Source organism: Streptomyces sp. SN-593, assembly GCF_016756395.1.
Taxonomy (GTDB): Bacteria; Actinomycetota; Actinomycetes; order Streptomycetales; family Streptomycetaceae; genus Actinacidiphila; species Actinacidiphila reveromycinica.
The window spans coordinates 3,122,851-3,142,181 of the sequence record NZ_AP018365.1 but is presented as its reverse complement, the minus strand read 5'-3'; the positions used below and the strand labels follow the sequence as shown (position 1 = coordinate 3,142,181).

At 74.6% G+C, this 19,331-nt stretch carries 14 protein-coding genes; 10 read left to right on the top strand and 4 right to left on the bottom strand.

The window, feature by feature from the left end; genetic code table 11:
• Position 1 precedes the first annotated feature (1 nt).
• The 3 genes from RVR_RS12910 (at position 2) to RVR_RS12900 (ending at position 4,936) form a co-directional block, all read left to right on the top strand.
• On the top strand, positions 2-1,438 hold the full coding sequence (locus RVR_RS12910) for an acyl-CoA synthetase (protein WP_202233990.1): 1,437 nt from the start codon (positions 2-4) through the stop codon (positions 1,436-1,438).
• 221 nt (positions 1,439-1,659) lie between these two features.
• Positions 1,660-3,825 carry an MMPL family transporter gene (locus RVR_RS12905; protein ID WP_202233989.1) on the top strand — a complete coding sequence of 722 codons (2,166 nt, stop codon included), beginning with the start codon at positions 1,660-1,662 and terminating at the stop codon, positions 3,823-3,825.
• 247 nt (positions 3,826-4,072) lie between these two features.
• Positions 4,073-4,936, top strand: a complete 864-nt coding sequence (locus tag RVR_RS12900) for a MurR/RpiR family transcriptional regulator (protein WP_202233988.1) — start codon at positions 4,073-4,075, stop codon at positions 4,934-4,936.
• Positions 4,937-5,013: 77 nt separating this feature from the next.
• Here the strand turns inward: RVR_RS12900 and RVR_RS12895 are convergent, their stop codons facing one another.
• Complete coding sequence (locus RVR_RS12895; protein ID WP_202233987.1) at positions 5,014-6,657, bottom strand: LPXTG cell wall anchor domain-containing protein; 1,644 nt, start codon at positions 6,655-6,657, stop codon at positions 5,014-5,016.
• Between the two features lie 410 nt (positions 6,658-7,067).
• Between RVR_RS12895 and RVR_RS12890 the strand changes: the two genes are divergently transcribed.
• Positions 7,068-7,610, top strand: a complete 543-nt coding sequence (locus RVR_RS12890) for a hypothetical protein (RefSeq protein ID WP_346731449.1) — start codon at positions 7,068-7,070, stop codon at positions 7,608-7,610.
• 119 nt (positions 7,611-7,729) lie between these two features.
• Here RVR_RS12890 and RVR_RS12885 read toward each other — a convergent pair whose 3' ends face one another.
• Positions 7,730-9,055, bottom strand: coding sequence for a type III PLP-dependent enzyme domain-containing protein (locus RVR_RS12885; protein ID WP_202238574.1), 1,326 nt, complete (start codon positions 9,053-9,055; stop codon positions 7,730-7,732).
• Between the two features lie 195 nt (positions 9,056-9,250).
• Between RVR_RS12885 and hutU the strand changes: the two genes are divergently transcribed.
• The 4 genes from hutU (at position 9,251) to hutI (ending at position 15,097) form a co-directional block, all read left to right on the top strand.
• Positions 9,251-10,915, top strand: coding sequence for a urocanate hydratase (gene hutU, locus RVR_RS12880; protein WP_202233985.1), 1,665 nt, complete (start codon positions 9,251-9,253; stop codon positions 10,913-10,915).
• A 197-nt stretch (positions 10,916-11,112) separates the two neighbouring features.
• The gene (locus RVR_RS12875) at positions 11,113-12,309 is read left to right on the top strand and encodes an allantoate amidohydrolase (RefSeq protein WP_202238573.1); all 1,197 of its coding nucleotides are present in this window, start codon (positions 11,113-11,115) and stop codon (positions 12,307-12,309) included.
• Positions 12,300-13,643, top strand: coding sequence for a formimidoylglutamate deiminase (locus RVR_RS12870; RefSeq protein WP_202233984.1), 1,344 nt, complete (start codon positions 12,300-12,302; stop codon positions 13,641-13,643). The genes RVR_RS12875 and RVR_RS12870 overlap by 10 nt, the downstream gene beginning before the upstream one ends.
• A 257-nt stretch (positions 13,644-13,900) precedes the next feature.
• Positions 13,901-15,097: an imidazolonepropionase gene (gene hutI / locus RVR_RS12865; protein WP_202233983.1), complete on the top strand. Its 1,197-nt coding sequence runs from the start codon at positions 13,901-13,903 to the stop codon at positions 15,095-15,097.
• Positions 15,098-15,161: 64 nt separating this feature from the next.
• Here the strand turns inward: hutI and RVR_RS12860 are convergent, their stop codons facing one another.
• The gene (locus RVR_RS12860) at positions 15,162-15,743 is read right to left on the bottom strand and encodes a TetR/AcrR family transcriptional regulator (protein ID WP_202233982.1); all 582 of its coding nucleotides are present in this window, start codon (positions 15,741-15,743) and stop codon (positions 15,162-15,164) included.
• 281 nt (positions 15,744-16,024) lie between these two features.
• On the opposite strand from RVR_RS12860, the gene RVR_RS12855 reads away from it, so the two are divergent.
• Positions 16,025-18,265: an MMPL family transporter gene (locus RVR_RS12855; protein ID WP_202233981.1), complete on the top strand. Its 2,241-nt coding sequence runs from the start codon at positions 16,025-16,027 to the stop codon at positions 18,263-18,265.
• Positions 18,266-18,436: 171 nt separating this feature from the next.
• On the opposite strand, the gene RVR_RS12850 is transcribed toward RVR_RS12855, so the two are convergent.
• Positions 18,437-18,802 carry a DoxX family protein gene (locus RVR_RS12850; RefSeq protein WP_202233980.1) on the bottom strand — a complete coding sequence of 122 codons (366 nt, stop codon included), beginning with the start codon at positions 18,800-18,802 and terminating at the stop codon, positions 18,437-18,439.
• Positions 18,803-18,944: 142 nt separating this feature from the next.
• Between RVR_RS12850 and RVR_RS12845 the strand changes: the two genes are divergently transcribed.
• Positions 18,945-19,322 (top strand): winged helix-turn-helix transcriptional regulator, encoded by a 378-nt coding sequence (locus RVR_RS12845; RefSeq protein ID WP_202233979.1) that lies wholly within the window; start codon positions 18,945-18,947, stop codon positions 19,320-19,322.
• Positions 19,323-19,331: the final 9 nt, after the last annotated feature.

The following is a 19,331-nucleotide window of genomic DNA, read 5'->3' as shown; positions in this document are numbered from 1 at the left end:
CATGGCATCGGTGCCGCTGCTCACCGCCTTGCACGACGGGCCGGACCGCCCGGACGCGCTGCGGGTCGACGGCCGGGCGTGCAGCTACGAGGAACTGCTCGGCGCCGCGGGGGCGGTCGCCCGGCGGGTGTCCGGGCGGGACGCGTTCGCGGTGGAGGCCGGCGCGACGCTGGAGACCGTCGCGGCCGTGGTGGGCGGGCTGCTGGCCGGGGTGCCGGTGGTGCCGCTCGCGCCGGACGCCGGGCCGGACGAACGGGCGCACGTGCTGCGGGACTCCGGCGCGGAGGTGGTCGCGGTGGACTTCGCGGAGCGCGCGGACTTCAGCCCGGCGGCCGACGGGGCGCGGTCGGATCGGGTGGACGGGGCGCGGGCGGACGGCGCGCGGGCGGGTCGGGCGGACGGAGGGCGGGCGGACGGCGCGGGGGAGCCGGGCGGCGGTGGGAAGCGCCCGGCACTGGTGCTCTACACCTCGGGGACCACCGGCCCGCCCAAGGGCGTCATGATCTCCCGGGAGGCGATCGCCGCGGACCTGGACGCGCTGGCGCGGGCCTGGCAGTGGACCGCGGACGACACCCTGGTGCACGGACTGCCGCTGTTCCACGTGCACGGCCTGGTGCTGGGCGTGCTCGGCGCGCTGCGGGTCGGCAGCCGCCTGGTGCACACCGGGCGCCCGACCCCGGCGGCGTACGCGGCGGCCGGCGGCAGCCTCTACTTCGGCGTCCCGACCGTGTGGCACCGGGTGGTGCGCGACGGCGAGGCCGCCCGCGCGCTGTCCGGCGCGCGGCTGCTGGTCTCCGGGAGCGCGCCGCTCCCGGTGCCGGTCTTCACCGGTCTGGCCGAACTGACCGGGCACGAGCCGGTGGAGCGCTACGGCATGACGGAGTCGCTGATCACCGTCTCGGCGCGGGCGGACGGGCCGCGCCGCCCGGGCGCGGTCGGCACCGCGCTGCCGGGGATCACCACCAGGATCGCCGAGTCCGCCGACGGCATCGGCGAACTCCAGCTCACCGGCCCGACCCTCTTCGACGGCTACCTCGGCCGCCCGGAGGCGACCGCGGCCTCCTACACCGAGGACGGCTGGTTCCGTACCGGCGACATCGCGGCGATCGACCCGGACGGCTCGCACCGGATCGTCGGGCGGGCCTCCACCGACCTGATCAAGTCCGGCGGCTACCGGATCGGCGCGGGCGAGGTGGAGAACGCGCTGCTCGCCCATCCGGCGGTGCGCGAGGCGGCGGTGGTCGGCGCGCCGCACGCCGACCTGGGACAGGAGATCGTCGCCTACGTGGTCGCCGACGGGGTGAGCGCCACCGAACTCACCGACTTCGTCGCCACCCGGCTCTCCGTGCACAAGCGCCCCCGGCGCGTCGCGTTCCTCGGCGAACTGCCGCGCAACGCCATGGGCAAGCCGCAAAAGCGGTTGCTCCCGCCGATCTGAACGGGGTACTCATACGGGGCTCGGCCGTCCGTCGCGGCCGTGACGGGCAGTGGCCCCGTCGGGGTGGCGGTTTGCCCCTTGCCGGGCGGCAAGTAGGATCTGGGTCACAACCCGCCCATATGAAAATCTCCGGCCGGCGTACCGCGCCGACCGGGTCGCCGATACCCGGGTACCGCTCCAAAGGGTGGCGGTGATACGTCCTGCCATGGAGGCAGCACCGCATGTTCCACCGCATCGGACGCGCCGTCGTCCGCCATCCCGTATGGACGATCGTGGCCTGGCTCGTCGCAGCCGTCGCGATCGTCGCCACCGCCCCGAGCCTGCCGTCCAACAGTGACGAGAGCAGCTTCCTGCCCAGCAGTTACCAGTCGATCAAGGCGATGGACCTCCAGGAGAAGGCGTTCCCGTCGGCGTTCACGCCGGCGGCGATCGTCCTCTACCAGCGGAACGACAACGCCCCGCTGACCGCGGCCGACAAGGCCGACATCAGCAGGATCACCACGGCCCTGGGCGGCAAGCACATCGACCAGGTCCAGAAGGTCGTCGCGGGCAGCGAGTCCAAGGACCAGAAGTTCTCGACCGCCTACGTCCAGATGGACAAGAAGTCCGACGGGCAGCCGAAGCAGGCCGACGCGGCCAAGGCGCTGCGCACGGACTCCAAGGACCTCGCCAAGGGCACCGACCTGAAGGTCCAGGTCGGCGGCTCGGCCGCGCAGAACCTCGACCAGCAGGACGCGGGCAACACCTCCGACGCCGTCGCGCTGGTCGGCTCGCTGCTGATCATCATCATCACGCTGCTGATCATCTTCCGGTCCCCGCTGGTCGCGATCATGCCGCTGGTGATCCTGATGGGCCTGGTCTTCACCACGTCCAACGGCCTGATCGCCTACGCCACCAAGCTCTTCGGCCTCCAGGCCAACAGCTCGATCTCCGCGCTGCTGATCGTGGTGGTGCTCGGCGTCGGCACGGACTACTTCCTGTTCCTGATGTTCCGCTACCGAGAACGGCTGCGGCTGGGCGACGAGCCCAAGGAAGCGATGATCAACAGCGTCACCAGGGTCGGTGAGGCGATCGCCTCGGCGGCCGGCGCGGTGATCATCTCGTTCCTGGCGCTGGCCCTGTCCACCCTGGGCTTCCTCACCCAGTTGGGCCCGGCCCTGGCCATCCTGGTCGCGGTCACGCTGATCGCGGGTCTCACCCTCTTCCCGGCGATCTGCTCGCTCATCCCGCCGAGGGCGCTGTTCTGGCCGGGCAAGAAGTGGAACCAGGAGCCGTCGGGCACCCGGTTCACCGCCATCGGCCGGACGGTCGGCAGCAGGTCCGGACTGGTGGCCGTCGTCTCCGGTCTGGTGATGCTGCTGCTGGCGCTGGGCACCCTCGGCTACAAGGCCGACTACGACCTCGCCTCCGGGTCCATCCCCAAGACCAAGGAGTCGATGGTCGTCCAGGACAGCATGCAGAAGGCGTACTCCGCCGGCGCTGCCGACCCGACCTCGGTCTTCCTCACCAGCAGCGACGGCAAGCCGCTGACCGGCGTGGACTTCGACGCGTACAAGGACAAGCTGGCGAAGGTCGACGGGGTCGCCACCGCGACCTTCGACCAGAGCACCGGGCTGAACAAGGACCGCACCACGGCCCTGTTCAACCTGACGCTGAAGTACTCCGGCGCGAGCGACAAGGCGATCGCGACGGTCGGCGACGTCCGCACCGCCGCGAAGGACAACGCCCCGCCCGGCACCGAGGCGGTGGTCGGCGGCACGTCCTCGATCTACCGGGACATCAACGCGGCCGTGAACCACGACTACCGCACGGTCTTCCCGGTGGCCGCGATCCTGATCATGGTGATCCTGGGGCTGCTGCTGCGAAGCGTGGTGGCCCCCTGGTACCTGATCGCCTCGGTGGCCCTCGGGTTCGGGGCGACGCTCGGCGCCACCGTGCTGATCTTCGGCCGCGGCAGCGGGCTGATCTTCATGCTGCCGATCATCATGTACCTGTTCGTGGTGGCGATCGGCACGGACTACAACATCCTGATGATCGCCCGGCTCAGGGAGGAGGCCCGTGAGGGCCGCTCCCCGCGGGAGGCCGCCGCGGAGGCGCTGCGGCACGCCGGTCCGACGATCGCCTCCGCCGGGTTCATCCTGGCGGCGACCTTCGCCACGCTGATGCTGTCCGGCAACTCCTTCCTCACCGAGATGGGCTTCGCGATCGCCTTCGGCATCGTGGTCGCGGCGTTCGTGATGGCGATGTTCTTCACGCCGAGCCTCACCGCGCTGATCGGGCACGCCGCGTGGTGGCCCGGCCACGCGGACCGCGGCGCCGACGAGGGTGCCCACGCGGTCGCCTCGGGCAGCGGCACGCAGCAGCTCGACGGGACCGGCCGGCGCTAGCCAGCCGGCGGACCCCCCGAAGGGGCCGGACGGGCACCCCCGCCCGGCCCCTTCGTGCTTCTCCCGGCGGGCCCGCGCGCCCGGGTCGCACGATGCGCGGCGGGCCGGGGCGCACGGTGGGCCGCGGGGCCTGGGGCGGGCGTCTTGCCCGGCTGCATATTCTCATGCAGAGTCGTGTTCCGATGAATAACGGCCGCCCCCTCGCGGCCGGCGGCGCAGGCGCGGACAGGACGGGGACGAGGCGGCGATGAACGGCGGTACGGGCCCGGGGGCCGGCGCGGGGAACTCCTCCGCGCGGCTGCTGAAACTCTTCGAGGCGCACCGGCTGACCCCGACCCAGCGGCGGATCGCGCACTGCCTGGTGCGCAAGGCCGACGAGGCGCCGTTCCTGTCCAGCGTGGAGGTGGCCGAGCTCGCCGGCGTCAGCCAGCCCTCCGTGACCCGGTTCGCGGTCGCCCTGGGCTTCGACGGCTACCCGGCGCTGCGCAGGCACCTGCGCGAGGTGGCCCCGGCCCCCGACCAGGCCGGGGCGAGCACGTACAACGCGTACCAGCAGGCGGTGCACGCCGAGATCGAGAACCTGCGCCACCTGGCCGACCTGCTCGCCGATCCCGGGCCGGTGGCCAGGGCCGGAGCGCTGCTGGCCGCGTCCAGGCCGCTGCCGGTACTGGGGCTGCGCGCGGCCGGCGCCCAGGCCCGCGGCTTCGCCTACTTCGCGGCGAAGGTGCACCCTGACGTGCGGCTGCTCGACGAGGGCGGCACCATGCTGGCGGACCGGATCGACGCGGCGGTCCGCGCGGGCGCGAGCGCGCTGCTGTGCTTCGCGCTGCCCCGGCACCCGCGCGAGGTGGCCGACGCGCTCCGCTCCGCGCGGGAGGCCGGGCTGACGGTGGTGACCGTCGCGGACAGCGCGTTCGCGCCGGTCGCCGCGCACAGCGACCTGCTGCTGCCCGCGGCCGTGGGCACCGGGCTGGCCTTCGACACCGCGTGCGCGCCGATGCTGCTGGGCCGGGTGCTGCTGGAGTCGATGTGCGACGACCTGCCGGACGCGCAGGCGCGACTGGAGGAGTTCGACGCGCATGCCGCGGCCCGCGGGGTGTTCCTGGAGTGAACGCCCCCGCGGGCCGCGGGTGGTGTGCGGGACGGGGCCGGCCCCGGCTTCGCGCGCCGGACGGGCCCCGGCCCCGGTCAGGCGCCGGTGGCCGTACGGCGGCGGCTCCTGCGGCTGTGGGCGAGGGCGAAGGCCGCGCCGCCGAAGGCGAGGAGGGCCGCGCCGATCCAGGTGAGGGCGCGGGCTCCGTCGCTGCCGGTCGAGGCGAGCGCGCCGGTGCCGCCGGTGGACCCGGTGCTCCCGCCGGAGGTGCCGCCGGCGGGAGTCCGGGCGGCCGACCGGGTGGTGCCGGAGCTTCCGTTCGTGCCGGTGCCGGTGCCGGTGCCGGCCACCGACGCGGTCGGGGTGGCCGTGGCACCGCCCTGGACGTGCACGGTCAGCGGCGCGGTGTTGTCGGACGGGTCGGGGTCGAAGGGCAGCGCGGAGTCGTACACGGTGGTGGCCCGGACCGTGCCGGTGGCGAGCGTCGGGGCGTCGGCGTCGATCCGCAGCGTGAACGGCATCGTGACGCTCGCGCCCACCCTGAGCGGCGGGGTCGTCCAGCAGATGTACCGGGAGGCGCCGGTCCTGTGCTGCCCGGGTCCGTCGCCGGACCACGTGTAGCAGGCGTCGGGGATCTTCACCGCGGTGGTGCCCCGCGGCACGTCGACCATGACGCCGAGCTGGTCGTCGCTGGTCTCGATGTCCACACCGGCGGGACCCTCGTTCCGCATCGACGCGGTGACCTCCACCGTGTCGCCGGGCTTTCCGCTCGCGGTGGCGCCGCCGGCCACGAGGTTCGCGGTGTTGTCGGTGTCGACGGTCCAGTCCGCGGTGTCCTGCGCGCCGGCGGGCGCGCTGCCGGCGCCGACCGGCACGAGCGAGAGCGCCGGGCCGCCGCCGGTGTTCGGACCGACGACCGGCGTGCCCGGTTCGGGGCTGACGCTGTAGCGGACCAGGTCCCACATCGCGCTGCCGGTCACGTCGATGCCGACCGGGGTGGACAGCCGGTACTTCGTGCCGGGCAGGAGGGTCGTGTCGATGTGGCAGACCGCGTTGTTGTCGAGCGTGGCGAAGCCGTCCCTGCTCGACTGCTTGCCGTAGACGCAGTTCGAGAAGTGCTGTGCGTAGGCCAGGCCCTCGGTGGTGGTCACCTTCAGGTAGGCGCCGTCCGCCGCCAGTTGGCCGGTGTTCACGACCGTGATCGGCGCGTCGAGGTGGTCGCCCGGCTTGGCGTGGCCGACCTTGGCGAGCTTGTTCACCACCAGGCCGACCGCGCCGACGGTGACCCGCACCGTGACGGGGGTGATCGTCGCGTTGTCCGCGGTGCCGGACAGGACCGCGGTGCCCGTGGTTCCCAGCGGCACGCCCGCCTTGGCGGTCAGCTCGACCAGGCCGCCGGTGCCGCCGACGCCCAGCTCGGCGTCCTTCCAGGTGACGACGTCGCCCGGGGACCCGCTGTCGGCGGTGGCGAAGGAGCTGATGCCGGACAGGTCCAGCGAGACGACCACGTCCGTGACGGTCGGGCCGCTGCTCGGCGGGGCGAGCGACCAGCTGATCTGGGGCGGGTCGCCCGAGTCGTCCGGCTGCGGCAGCCCCACGCTGGTGCTCTGCACGACCAGCGGAAGGGCGGGTCCGTCGGCGGCCTGCGCGGGCGCCTGGACGACGGCGGCGCCGAGCAGCGCGACCGCCGCGGCGGTGAGCGCGGCGGCCGACCGGCGCCAGTTGAGGAGCGGAGTCACGGGATCTTCCCCCAGGTCCCTTGGTGCACGGTGTGGTGAACATCCCGTGCGACCAGCGATCCAGGGGAAAGGTTGTACGCGGCGTCACGGCGTCCGATCCGTGGGACGGGGGCGGTTCGGCGGGGCGGCGCCGACTTGGGGGTGGGGCGGTTCGGCGGGGTCGCGCCGGCTTGGGGGTCGGGGCGTTGCGGCGGGGCGGCGCCGGGCGCGGGCAGGCGGGGCGGCGAGCGGTCCGATCCGCGTATCCGGTTTAACGAAAATCTGAGATTGGCGAAGTAGTGTCCCTCCCCAGCATCAGGGCCCTTCGTGCGCGACGCGACGCCGCGGAGATCCGGACGGAAGGCCCTGGGCCGGTGCCGCCGTACTGAAGGGACGGCGGGCCGGCGCGACGGCGGAGGGAGCGCGACGTGGTGCGCGGGGCCTACACATTGGCGCGGGTGGCGGTGACGGTGCGCGTGGCGGCGGGCTGGCTGTGGTGGCTGGGCGTGGTCGCCGCGGTGCCCGGCACCGCCGTGACGTTCAGCCCGACCGGCCGCCGGATCGGCGTGATGGCCGGTGTGGTGCTCTTCGTCGTCGCCGCGGCCGTGTCCTTCCTCTTCCGCGGCAGCCGGCACGCCGAGCGCGCCAGGGGCGCCTCGCGCGCGGCGAAGTCCGTGTTCCTCCAGGACCGCAGGGTCACCGCGCGGGCGTGGCTGCGCCGCCGCCGCTGGTGGCTGCTCGCCGTCTTCGTGGTCGCCCTCGCCTCGAACGCCGTGCTGCCCTGCGCGGCCGGCATGCTGGTCGGAGGCGTCGGCGCCGGCCTGTGGCTGCGGTCCCGCCGGGTCGCCCGCATCGAGCGCTCCCGCGACGGCCTGCTGTGGGTCCGGCCCGACGGCGACCCCGCGCTCTACCAGCTCACGGGCATCGCCGCGGGCGACGCGGCACCCGGGGGCGGCCGGCGCCGCCACCGCTGACCCGCGGCCGCCGCTGACCCGCGGCCGCCGGGCCGCCGCCGCGCTCCGTACCGGGGCCGGGGCGGCGGCCCGGCCCGCCGGGCGGGAGCCTCCCGCGGCCCCCGGCGGCGGCCCGGCCCTCACCCCTGGAGCCGCAACGCCGGGAAGCCGGCACCGCTCTCCGCGAGAAGCTCCTCCTCGGTCTGCGCCGCCCGTACCTGCGCGAACTCGACCTCGCCGTCGCGTGGAACCCGGTACCCGTACACCGCCGGGCGCGGCAGCGAGTTGTAGGCGAAGTGGTTCGAGAAGTAGTACGCCCCGGTGTCGAGCAGCGCCACGTGGTCGCCGGACTCCAGCAGCGGCAGCGCGCGCCCCTTGGCGACCAGGTCGCCGGCGAAGCAGCACGGCCCGGCGACGTCCTGCACCACCGGCTCGCCGCCCTTCTCCACCCCCTTGGCGTCGAGCGCGAGCACCCGGATCGGCCACGAGTCGGGCACGAACACGGTACGGGTGGCGACCTGCGCGCCGGCGTGCGTGACGGCGATCGGCCGCCCGCCGGCGGACTTCGCGTACTCCACCCGCGCCAGCACGGTCCCGTTCTTGGCGAGCAGGGAGCGGCCGAACTCGGTGACGATGCCGTAGCGCCCGTCGAAGAGCCCGGGGACCTCGGCGCGCAGCAGGTCGGCGTAGTCGGCGAAGGACGGTGTCACCTCGTCGGAGCCGAAGTTCACCGGCAGGCCGCCGCCGATGTCGAGCGCCTCCACCTGCTGCCGTCCGGCGGCCGCGTTGATCCGCTCGGCCAGGTCGTAGGCCGCCCGCACGCCCGCGGCCATGAGCTCCAGCGGTACGCCCTGCGAACCGGTGTGGGTGTGCAGCCGGTTGAGCCAGGGCCGGCGCGCGTAGGCGTCCAGCACCCATTCCGTCGCGCCCGGGTCGCGCAGCGCCACGCCGAACTTGGAGCTGGCGGTGGCCGTGCTCATCGCCCCGATGCTGCCGCCGCCCACCTGCGGGTTGACCCGCAGGCCCACGGGGGAGCCGGCGGGCGCGGTGTCGCGCAGGCGGTCGATCCTGGCCAGCTCCTCGGGGTTGTCCGCGTTGACGGCGATCCCGAGGGCGAGTGCCTCGCGCAGCTCGGCGACGGTCTTGGCGGGGGAGTCGAGCACGGTGCGCTCCGCCGGGACGCCGGCCGCGCGGGCCAGCGCCAGCTCGCCCGGGCTCGCCACCTCCGCGCCGAGCCCGCACTCGGCGAGCAGCCCGAGCACCGGCACCAGCGAGGCCGCCTTCACCGCGAAGGTGTGCGTGATGGCGACCCCGGGCGTGGCGAACGCGGCCTTCAGGGCCTTCGCGGAGCCGGCGATGCCCGCGATGTCCAGCAACCCGACCACCGGTTCGGCCTGCCCGGCCAGCCCCTGCTCCACCGCGGCCCGCAGCGCGTGCCCTCGCCGTATCCCCAGCTCATCCGTCATGTCCGCCATGACACCACCTCCACCGGCGGGACTTCCACCCGGGGCCTGTTGACTAGGGGTATTCAGCAGACCAGGATGTGAATATCTTGCTACGGGTGCGCCGCCCGGCGGCGCGCGCACCCCGTGCGGCCCGGTGCCGCCTCGGCACCGCGCCGCACCACGGCACCCCGCCGCCGTCACGAGGAGGCTTGCCCGATGACCGGACCGAGGCCGGTACGCGCGCCGCGCGGCACGGAACTGAGCGCCCAGGGTTGGCAGCAGGAGGCCGCGCTGCGGATGCTCCAGAACAACCTGGACCCCGAGGTGGCCGAGCACCCCGACAAGCTCGTCGTCTACGGCGGCACCGGCAAGGCGGCCCGCGACTGGAACTCCTTCGACGCCATGGTGCGCACCCTGCGCGGGCTGAAGCAGGACGAGACCATGCTCGTCCAGTCCGGGCGCCCGGTCGGTGTGATGCAGACCCACGAGTGGGCGCCCCGGGTGCTGATCGCCAACTCCAACCTGGTCGGGGACTGGGCCACCTGGGAGGAGTTCCGCCGCCTCGAAGCGCTCGGCCTGACCATGTACGGGCAGATGACCGCGGGGTCGTGGATCTACATCGGGACCCAGGGCATCCTCCAGGGCACCTACGAGACCTTCGCCGCCGTGGCCGCCAAGCGGTTCGGCGGGACGCTGGCCGGCACCATCACCCTCACCGCCGGGCTCGGCGGCATGGGCGGCGCCCAGCCGCTGGCCGTGACCATGAACGGCGGCGTGGTCATCTGCGTCGACTGCGACCCGCGCGCCATCGACCGCCGCATCGAGCACCGCTACCTCGACGTGCGCGCCGACTCCCTCGACGAGGCGCTGCGCCTGGCCACGCAGGCCCGCGACGCCCGCCGCCCGCTGTCCGTCGGGGTCCTCGGCAACGCCGCCGAGGTGGTGCCGCAACTGCTCGCCATGGGCGCGCCGATCGACGTCGTCACCGACCAGACCTCCGCGCACGACCCGCTCGCCTACCTGCCGCTGGGCATGGACTTCGCCGACATGGCCGCCTACGCCGCCGACAAGCCCGCCGACTTCACCCAGCGGGCCCGGGAGTCCATGGCCCGGCACGTGGAGGCGATGGTCGGCTTCCAGGACGCCGGCGCCGAGGTCTTCGACTACGGCAACTCGTTGCGCGGCGAGGCCCAACTGGCCGGTTACGAGCGGGCGTTCGCCTTCCCCGGCTTCGTGCCCGCCTACATCCGCCCGCTGTTCTGCGAGGGCCGGGGCCCCTTCCGCTGGGCGGCCCTGTCCGGCGACCCCGCCGACATCCACCACACCGACAAGGCGATCCTCGACCTCTTCCCGGAGAACGAGTCGCTGGCCCGCTGGATCAAGCTCGCCGGCGAGCGCGTCCACTTCCAGGGCCTGCCCGCCCGCATCTGCTGGCTCGGCTACGGCGAGCGGGACCGCGCCGGCGAGCGGTTCAACGAGATGGTCGCCGACGGCACCCTCAAGGCGCCGATCGTCATCGGCCGCGACCACCTCGACACCGGTTCCGTCGCCTCGCCCTACCGGGAGACCGAGGGCATGCTCGACGGCTCCGACGCCATCGCCGACTGGCCGCTGCTGAACGCGATGGTGAACGTCGCCTCGGGCGCCTCCTGGGTCTCCATCCACCACGGGGGCGGTGTCGGCATCGGCCGCAGCATCCACGCCGGCCAGGTCACGGTCGCCGACGGCACCCCGCTGGCCGCGGAGAAGATCCGCCGGGTGCTCACCAACGACCCCGGGATGGGCGTCATCCGGCACGTGGACGCCGGGTACGACCGCGCCGAGGAGATCGCCGACCAGCGGGGCGTGCGGGTGCCCATGCGGGAGGGCGACGCCACGTGAGCGGCACCGACGACACGCGCCCGGCCGCAGCCGGTGCTCCGGCGGGCCCCGGCGCCGGGCGCCCTCCCGCGGGCGGGGCCGGCTCCCCGGCACCGGGCACCAAGGCGGCCGCATCCCCGGCTGCCGCTTCCCGGGCGGCCGGCTCCGCTGTGCCCGCCTCCGCTGCACCCGGCTCCGCACCGCCCGGCTTCCAGACGATGTGGCGCGAGCTGGCCGCGGTCGGCCGCGACGCCGGCAGCGGCGGCTACCGCCGCTACGCCTGGACACCGGCCGACACCGACTGCCGCGCCTGGTTCCGCGAGCAGGCCGCCGCCCGCGGCCTGGACTACGAGACCGACCGCAACGGCAACCAGTGGGCCTGGCTCGGCGACCCCGCGGCCGGCGACGCGGTGGTCACCGGCTCGCACCTGGACTCCGTGCCCGACGGCGGCGCCTTCGACGGGCCGCTCGGCGTCGTCTCCGCGTTCGCCGCGGTGGACGAGCTGCGCGCCCGGGGCGCCGTGCCCGGGCGCCCGCTCGCCGTGGTGAACTTCGGCGACGAGGAGGGCGCCCGCTTCGGCCTGGCCTGCGTCGGCTCCCGGCTGACCGCGGGCCGGATCGGCGCCGAGGACGCCCGGAGGCTGCGCGACGCCGACGGCGTGACGCTCGCCCGCGCCATGGAACGCGCCGGACACGACCCCGACGCGATCGGCGCGGACCCCGAACGCCTCGCCCGCGTCGGCGCGTTCGTCGAACTGCACGTCGAGCAGGGCCGCGCGCTCGACCTCGGCGGCCACCCGGTGGGCGTGGCCTCCGCGATCTGGCCGCACGGCCGCTGGCGGTTCGACTTCCGCGGCCAGGCCAACCACGCCGGCACCACCCGGCTGGAGGACCGGCACGACCCGATGCTGACCTACGCCGGCACGGTGCTGGCCGCCCGCGAGCAGGCCCGGCTGGCCGGCGCGCTCGCCACCTTCGGCAAGGTCGCCGTCGAGCCGGGCGGCGTCAACGCCATCGCCTCCCTCGTCCGCGGCTGGCTGGACTCCCGGGCCGCCGACGAGCAGACCCTCGCGGCGGTCGTGGCCGGGATCGAGCGGGCCGCGCGGGAGGGCGGCACCCGCGACGGCGTCGCCGTCGAGGTGGTCCGCGAGTCCTTCACCCCCGAGGTCGAGTTCGCGCCCGTGCTGCGCGACCGGCTCGCCGCGCTGCTCGGCACCGACGCGCCCGTACCGGTGCTGCCGACCGGCGCCGGACACGACGCCGGCATCCTCGCCGACGCGGTGCCGACCGCCATGCTGTTCGTGCGCAACCCCACCGGCGTCTCGCACTCGCCGGCGGAGTTCGCGGCCGAGGACGACTGCGCCGCGGGCGTCACCGCGCTCGCCGACGTACTGGAGGGGCTCGCGTGCCGGTGACGTACTGGCTGGAGCACGCCTGGCTCGACCCGCGGGTCGAGCCAGGCGTGCTGCTCACCGCCGACGGCGGCAGGATCACCGGACTGCGCACCGGCGTGGCCGACCCGCCGCCCGGTTCGACCGCGCTGCGCGGCCTGACCGTGCCGGGCCTGGCCAACGCGCACAGCCACGCCTTCCACCGCGCGCTGCGCGGCACCGCCCAGACCGGTGGCGGCACCTTCTGGACCTGGCGCGAGACCATGTACGCCACCGCCCGCCGCCTCGACCCCGACTCCTACTTCGACCTGGCCCGCGCGGTCTACGCCGAGATGGCGCTGGCGGGCATCACCTGCGTCGGGGAGTTCCACTACCTGCACCACCAGGCGGACGGCACCCCCTACGCCGACCCCAACGCGATGGGGGAGGCGCTGATCGCCGCGGCCGGCGACGCGGGCATCCGGATCACCCTGCTGGACACCGCCTACCTGCGGGGCGGCCTGACGGCGGACGGCTACCAGCCGCTGGACGGGGCGCAGCGGCGCTTCGGCGACGGCACCGCCGACCGGTGGTACGACCGCTGGTCGCGGCTGGAGGACCGCGCGCGGGTGCGGATCGGCGCCGCACTGCACTCGGTACGGGCCTTCTCCGACCGGGACGGCTACACCGCCTTCGCGGAGCGCACCCGGCACGTGCCGGTCCACATCCACCTGTCCGAGCAGCCCGCCGAGAACGAGGCGTGCCGGGCCGTGCACGGCCGCACCCCGGCCCGGCTGCTGGCCGACGCGGGATTCTGGGGCCCGAACACCACCGCGGTGCACGCCACCCACCTCACCGACGACGACGTCGCGCTCCTCGGCGGCTCGCGGACGGCGGTGTGCATGTGCCCGACCACCGAACGCGACCTCGCCGACGGGATCGGCCCCGCGCCCGCGCTCCAGCGGGCCGGCAGCCCGCTCGCCCTGGGCAGCGACAGCCACGCGGTGGTGGACCTGCTGGAGGAGGCCCGCGCGATGGAACTGGACGAGCGGCTGCGCACCCGGACCCGCGGCCACTGGACCGCGCCGGCCCTGCTGCGCGCGGCCACCGCCGACGGCCACGCCTGCCTCGGCTGGCCCGACGCGGGCCGGCTGGAGGCGGGCGCGCTCGCCGACTTCACCACGATCGCGCTGGACTCGGTGCGCACCGCGGGGCCGCCGCCCCGGCTCGGCGCGGAGACCGCGGTATTCGCGGCGACCGCGGCGGACGTGCGGCACACGGTGGTGGCGGGCCGCCGGATCGTCGCGGACGGACGGCACCTGGGAGTGCCGGACACGGCGGGCGCCCTGGCCGCGGCGATCGCCGCCGTCCGGGACTGAGGGCGGGCCGGCCGGGTGCGAAGCGTACGAAGCGGGCAGGCGCGCCTTCGGTCCGGCGCGCCGCAGGGTCGGTCCGGTGCGCCGCCGGGCCGGTGCGGGCGGCCGGCGGCCGGCCCGCGGGCCGGGGCGCACGCCCCGCGGAGGACCCCCGTGCCCCCGCGGAACGGCCCCCGACCCCGGCGGACCCCCCTACCCCCGCGGGCCCCCGAACCCCCGCGGCTGTCCACGCCCACGCGAGCACCACGAAGGAGCAGGCCATGACCGTCAGCACGGCCGTGACCGGCATCGGCAGCCTGGTCACCAACGATCCCTCCCTCATGAGCGCGGACAACCCCCTCGGACTGGTACCGGACGCCGCCGTCGTCATCGAGGGCGACCGCGTCGTCTGGACCGGTGCCTCCAGCAAAGCACCCACCACCGACAACCGGGTCGACGCCGGCGGCCGGGCCCTGCTGCCCGGCTTCGTGGACTCCCACGCCCACCTCGTCTTCGCCGGCGACCGCGCCGCCGAGTTCGCCGCGCGCATGTCGGGGCGCCCCTACGGCGCGGGCGGCATCCGCACCACGGTGGCGGCCACCCGGGCCGCCTCCGACGACGAGCTGGCCGGCAACCTCGCGCGGCTGCTGGCCGAGGCCCGGCGGCAGGGCACCACCACGGTCGAGGTCAAGTCCGGCTACGGCCTGACCGTCCACGACGAGGCCCGGGCGCTGCGGATCGCGGCGCGGCAGACGCCGGAGACGACCTACCTCGGCGCCCACGTCGTCGCCCCCGAGTTCGCCGACGACCCGGCGGGCTACGTCGCGCTCGTCACCGGCCCGATGCTCGACGCCTGCGCGCCGCACGCCCGGTGGGTGGACGTCTTCTGCGAGCGGGGCGCGTTCGACGCGGACCAGGCGCGCGCGGTCCTCGAAGCGGGCGTCGCGCGCGGCCTCACCCCGCGGGTGCACGCCAACCAGCTCGGCCCCGGCCCGGGCGTGCAGCTCGCGGTCGAGCTCGGTGCGGCCTCGGCCGACCACTGCACCCACCTCACGGACGCCGACGTCGACGCCCTCGCCGGCGGCGGGACGGTGGCCACGCTGCTGCCCGGCGCCGAGTTCTCCACCCGGGCCGTCTACCCGGACGCGCGGCGCCTGCTCGACGCCGGGGCCACGGTGGCGCTGTCCACCGACTGCAACCCCGGGTCGTCGTACACCTCCTCGATGGCCTTCTGCGTCGCCGTCGCCGTCCGGGACATGGGCATGTCCCCGGACGAGGCGGTCCGCGCCGCCACCCTCGGCGGGGCGCGCGCCCTGCGCCGCAGCGACGTCGGGACCGTGGCCCCCGGCGCCAGGGCCGACCTGCACCTGCTGGACGCCCCCACGCACCTGCACCTGGCCTACCGCCCGGGTGTCCCCCTCACGGCGGCGGTGTGGCAGGCCGGTGAGCGGGTGCGCCCGGAGCCCGCCGTGGCGTGAGCGCGACCACCGGGGCCGCGCGGGGCGCGCCGGTCGCGTGGGCGCCGTCCCGCCCGGTCGCCGTTCAGGCGCGGGCGGGCGGCACCCGGAGGATGCGCAGGAGGGTCGAGGCGAGCGCCTCGCGCAACTCCTGGTCGGTGAGGTCGGTCAGCTCGGCCAGGCAGTCGGGCAGGGTGAACACCGCGTTGTAGGCGAGGCGTTCGGCGCCGCTCGGGTGCTCGCCGAACAGCAGCCCCAGCCCGCGCTCGTGCAGGGCGGACACCTCGGTCTTGTCCCGGTGCTCGGGCCGGTCGGGGTCGGTGGAGGCCATCACCATGTTCTGCCGGTTGGCGACGAGGAAGTCCACGAAGCCGTGCACGAGGTGCTCGGTCCTGGCCCGCCGGCCGCGCATCGCCCCCGCCTCGTCCAGCAGCGTGTTCAGCCGCTCGATGCCGGGTTGCAGGGCCGCGTGCAGGATGTCGTTCTTCGCCCGGAAGTGGTAGTAGACCGCGGCCTTCGTCAGGCCCAGCTCGTCCGCGATCATCTGGAGCGAGGTCGCGCTGTAGCCGAGTTCGGAGAAGAGCCGCTGGGCGGTGTCGAGGATCTGCTGCCGGGTCTGCTCGGCCTGCGCCGCGCGACTGGTCAGGCCCCTGGCCGGCATCGCCATGGCTGCGTTCCTCTCTCGTCCCCTGGGCCCGCAGCATACAAGCCGCCGGACACACCGTCACCAGATCGCGCGCCGCGCTCCCAGGCCGCCGTCCCACCTGCGCACCCGCGTCGCCGGACAGGTCCCGGCATGACGATTTCACCGGCCTGCGGCTGGTGAACCACCTGCCGACGGCCAGTCATTCGCTTGACGATCGGCTAGTGAAAGCCTAGCGTCGTCGACCGGGACGGCAACCGTGCCGGCCCGACGCCGGACGCACGGGAGACGTGGGGAAGACACATATGTCCAGCTATCTGTACCGCCTCGCCCGCTTTTCCTATCGGCGACGCGTGCTCGTCCTCGTGCTGTGGCTGGTGGCCGCGATCGCCGCCGTCACCATCGCCCAGATCAGCGGCGGCAAGACGGACGACGACTTCACGATCCCGGGCACCGAGGCGCAGCGGGCGTCCGACGTGCTGAGCACCAAGCTCCCCGCGTTCAGCGGCGGGCAGAGCACCATCGTCTTCGCGGCGAAGGACGGGGCCCGGGTGACCGCCGCCCAGGGCGAGATCCGCACGGCGATGGCCAAGCTGTCGTCCGTGCCCCAGGTGTCGAAGTCGGTGGACCCGTTCACCGGGCACCTGGTCTCCAAGGACGGCCGGATCGCGCTCGGCCAGGTCCAGTGGAGCGCCAAGCCGGCGGACGTCAAGGACGCCGGCCTCGACGCCGTCAACGACGCGATGAAGCCGGTGCGCGCCGCCGGCGTGCAGGTCGAGTACAACGGCAGCGTCTACCCGGGCTGGCGCTTCGAGATCTCCGAGACACCCGAGCTGGTCGGCCTGGTCATCGCCTTCGCGATCCTGATGATCACCTTCGGCACGTTCGCCGCAGCCGGCATGCCGATCATCAGTGCGATCATCGGCGTGGTCACCACCCTGATGGGTGTGACCGCGGTCGCCTCGGTCGTCACCATCGCCTCCGCCTCCACCACCGTCGCCCTGATGCTCGGGCTGTCCTGCGGCATCGACTACGGCCTGTTCATCCTGTCCCGGCACCGCGCCAACCTGCTGCGCGGCGTGCCACCGGAGGAGTCGGTGCCCCTGGCGATGGGCACGGCCGGCAGTTCGGTGGTCTTCGCCGCGCTCACGGTGATCATCGCCCTGTGCGGCCTGACCGTGGTCGGCATCCCGTTCCTGACCATCATGGGCCTGTCCGCGGCCGCCGCGGTCGCGGTGGCGCTGCTCATCGCGCTGACCCTGCTGCCCGCGCTGCTCGGCTTCGCCGGCCACCGGGTGGCCCGCTTCAGCCGGCTGCCGAAGTTCGGCGCGCACGCCGAACGGGTGGCCCGCCGGACCGCGGCCGACCCGGACAGCACCGCGGGCGCCGCCTGGTCGCGGTTCGTCGTGCGCCACCGGGTGCTGGTCACCGTGGCCGGCGTGGTGCTGCTCGGCGTGCTGGCGATCCCGGCCGCGAGCATCCGGCTCGGCCTTCCGTCGGGCGCCTCCCAACCGACCGACAACACCCAGCGCAAGGCGTACGACCTCACCACCGAGGGCTTCGGCGCGGGCTTCAACGGCGCGCTGCTCGTCGTCGCCCAGGACGTCTCCTCGCCCTCGGACACCGCGAGGATCGCCGCCGCGCTCGGCCGCCAGGCCGGCGTCGCCCAGGTCACCCCGCTGGCCGGGCAGAACGGCGTCTCACTGATCCGGGTCGTCCCGAAGTCCGGGCCGAACGACTCCGCGACCCAGGACCTGGTGCACACGCTGCGCGACGACCGGGCGACACTCGCGTCCGGCACCGGCGCGCACATCCTCGTCGGCGGCACCACCGCCTCCAACATCGACGTCTCCGCCAAGCTCTCCGGCGCGCTGCCGGTCTTCCTGATCGCCGTCGTGGGCCTGGCGTTCGTCCTGCTGACCTTCGCCTTCCGGACGGTCCTGGTGCCGCTGAAGTCCATCGTCGGCTTCCTGCTGTCGATGGCGGCCGCCCTGGGCGCACAGGTGGCGGTCTTCCAGTGGGGCTGGGGAAAGAACCTGCTCGGCATCACCCCGACCGAGACGATCAGCTTCCTGCCGATCATCATGCTCGCGATCATCTTCGGCCTGTCCAGCGACTACGAGGTCTTCGTCGTCTCCCGGATCAAGGAGGAGTTCACCCGGCACGGCGACGCCCGCGCGGCGGTGCAGCGCGGCACCTCCCTGTCGGCCCGGGTGGTCACCGCCGCCGCGCTGATCATGTTCTCGATCTTCGTGGCCTTCACCTTCACCGACAACCCGACCATCAGGGCGATCGGCTTCAGCTTCGCGGTCGGCGTCTTCCTCGACGCCTTCGTGGTGCGGCTCACCCTGGTGCCGGCGGTGATGGCGATCGCGGGCGGGCGCATCTGGTACCACCCCAAGTGGTTCGGGCGCTGGGTGCCCGACCCGGACATCGAGGGCCAGCGCCTTGAGGAGCGGCTCGCGGACGGGCACTTCGGCGCCGAGGCCGCACAGGCGGCCCGGACGGCGAGGACGCCGGTCGGGGCGGAGGCGGCCGGCCGCTGAGCCCGCCGCCCGGCGGGCGGCGGATCGGGACGGCCGAAGGGGCCGGTGGGGACGCGCGGGCGGCCCCACCGGCCCCGCGGCGTCCGGCAGGGGCGCGAGCGTGCGAAGACCCCGGGAGGCCGCGTCCGCCGTGTGGGGCCGGGGACGCGGGGGAGACCCACGCGGGGCCCGTCAGAGCAGGGACGTGGCCAGCCACGCCGCCACGGCGGCCAGCACCAGCAGGGATATGTTGAGCCCGATCTCCCGCACCTCGCCGCGTGACAGGTGCAGCGCACCGGCGCCGACCTGCACCAGGGCCAGGCCGACGGCCGCCGCGACGGCGAGCCCGACCGCCACGCCGGTCAGCGGCGGCAGCAGCAGCCCCAGTGCGCCGAGCACCTCCACCGCCCCGATCGCCCGCACCCGCGGCATGGGCACCTGGTCGACCCACCCCATCATCGGCCGCAGCCGCTCGCGGTCCTGGAAGAGCTTCTTGCCGCCCGAGTAGGCGTAGAACGCGGCGAGCAGCAGGGCGAGGACCCAGTACGCGACATGCACGGCGACTCCCGATGGTTACGAACCGTAAGTTGCCCCATGATGGGTCAGTGGCTAAGGCTCCACAAAAGGCACACGCGTGTGCTCTACGCACATCCGCCGTGCCCCGCGACGGCACCGCGCACGACACGAAAGAGGGGGCGTCATGGCGCGCTACGAGCACACCTGCACGATCCGCGGCGACGGCGGCCGGGCGATCCGCGCCGTCCTGGACCGGATCTGCGACAAGTGGACGATGCTGGTCGTGGCCACCCTCGACGGCGGGCACATGCGCTTCGGCGAACTGCACCGGCACATCCCCGGCATCTCCCAGCGGATGCTGACCCTGACGCTGCGCAAGCTGGAGCGGGACGGCCTGGTCTCCCGCACCGCCTACGCCGAGGTGCCGCCCCGCGTCGAGTACGCGCTCACCGCCATGGGCAGGAGCCTGATCCCGCCCGCGCTGACCCTCGCGGGCTGGGCGATCGAGAACAACGCCGCGATCGAGGAGAGCAGGGCGCGCTACGACGACCGGCCCCGGTGAGCACCCCGG

What these genes read in the sequence shown, in the direction of transcription:
- RVR_RS12875 (WP_202238573.1), top strand. Translation starts at nt 11,113, where the DNA reads ATGTGGCGCGAGCTGGCCGCGGTCGGCCGCGACGCCGGCAGCGGCGGC.
- RVR_RS12900 (WP_202233988.1), top strand. Translation starts at nt 4,073, where the DNA reads ATGAACGGCGGTACGGGCCCGGGGGCCGGCGCGGGGAACTCCTCCGCG.
- RVR_RS12885 (WP_202238574.1), bottom strand. Translation starts at nt 9,055, where the DNA reads ATGACGGATGAGCTGGGGATACGGCGAGGGCACGCGCTGCGGGCCGCG.
- RVR_RS12910 (WP_202233990.1), top strand. Translation starts at nt 2, where the DNA reads ATGGCATCGGTGCCGCTGCTCACCGCCTTGCACGACGGGCCGGACCGC.
- hutU (WP_202233985.1), top strand. Translation starts at nt 9,251, where the DNA reads ATGACCGGACCGAGGCCGGTACGCGCGCCGCGCGGCACGGAACTGAGC.
- RVR_RS12905 (WP_202233989.1), top strand. Translation starts at nt 1,660, where the DNA reads ATGTTCCACCGCATCGGACGCGCCGTCGTCCGCCATCCCGTATGGACG.
- RVR_RS12860 (WP_202233982.1), bottom strand. Translation starts at nt 15,743, where the DNA reads ATGGCGATGCCGGCCAGGGGCCTGACCAGTCGCGCGGCGCAGGCCGAG.
- RVR_RS12855 (WP_202233981.1), top strand. Translation starts at nt 16,025, where the DNA reads ATGTCCAGCTATCTGTACCGCCTCGCCCGCTTTTCCTATCGGCGACGC.
- RVR_RS12845 (WP_202233979.1), top strand. Translation starts at nt 18,945, where the DNA reads ATGGCGCGCTACGAGCACACCTGCACGATCCGCGGCGACGGCGGCCGG.
- hutI (WP_202233983.1), top strand. Translation starts at nt 13,901, where the DNA reads ATGACCGTCAGCACGGCCGTGACCGGCATCGGCAGCCTGGTCACCAAC.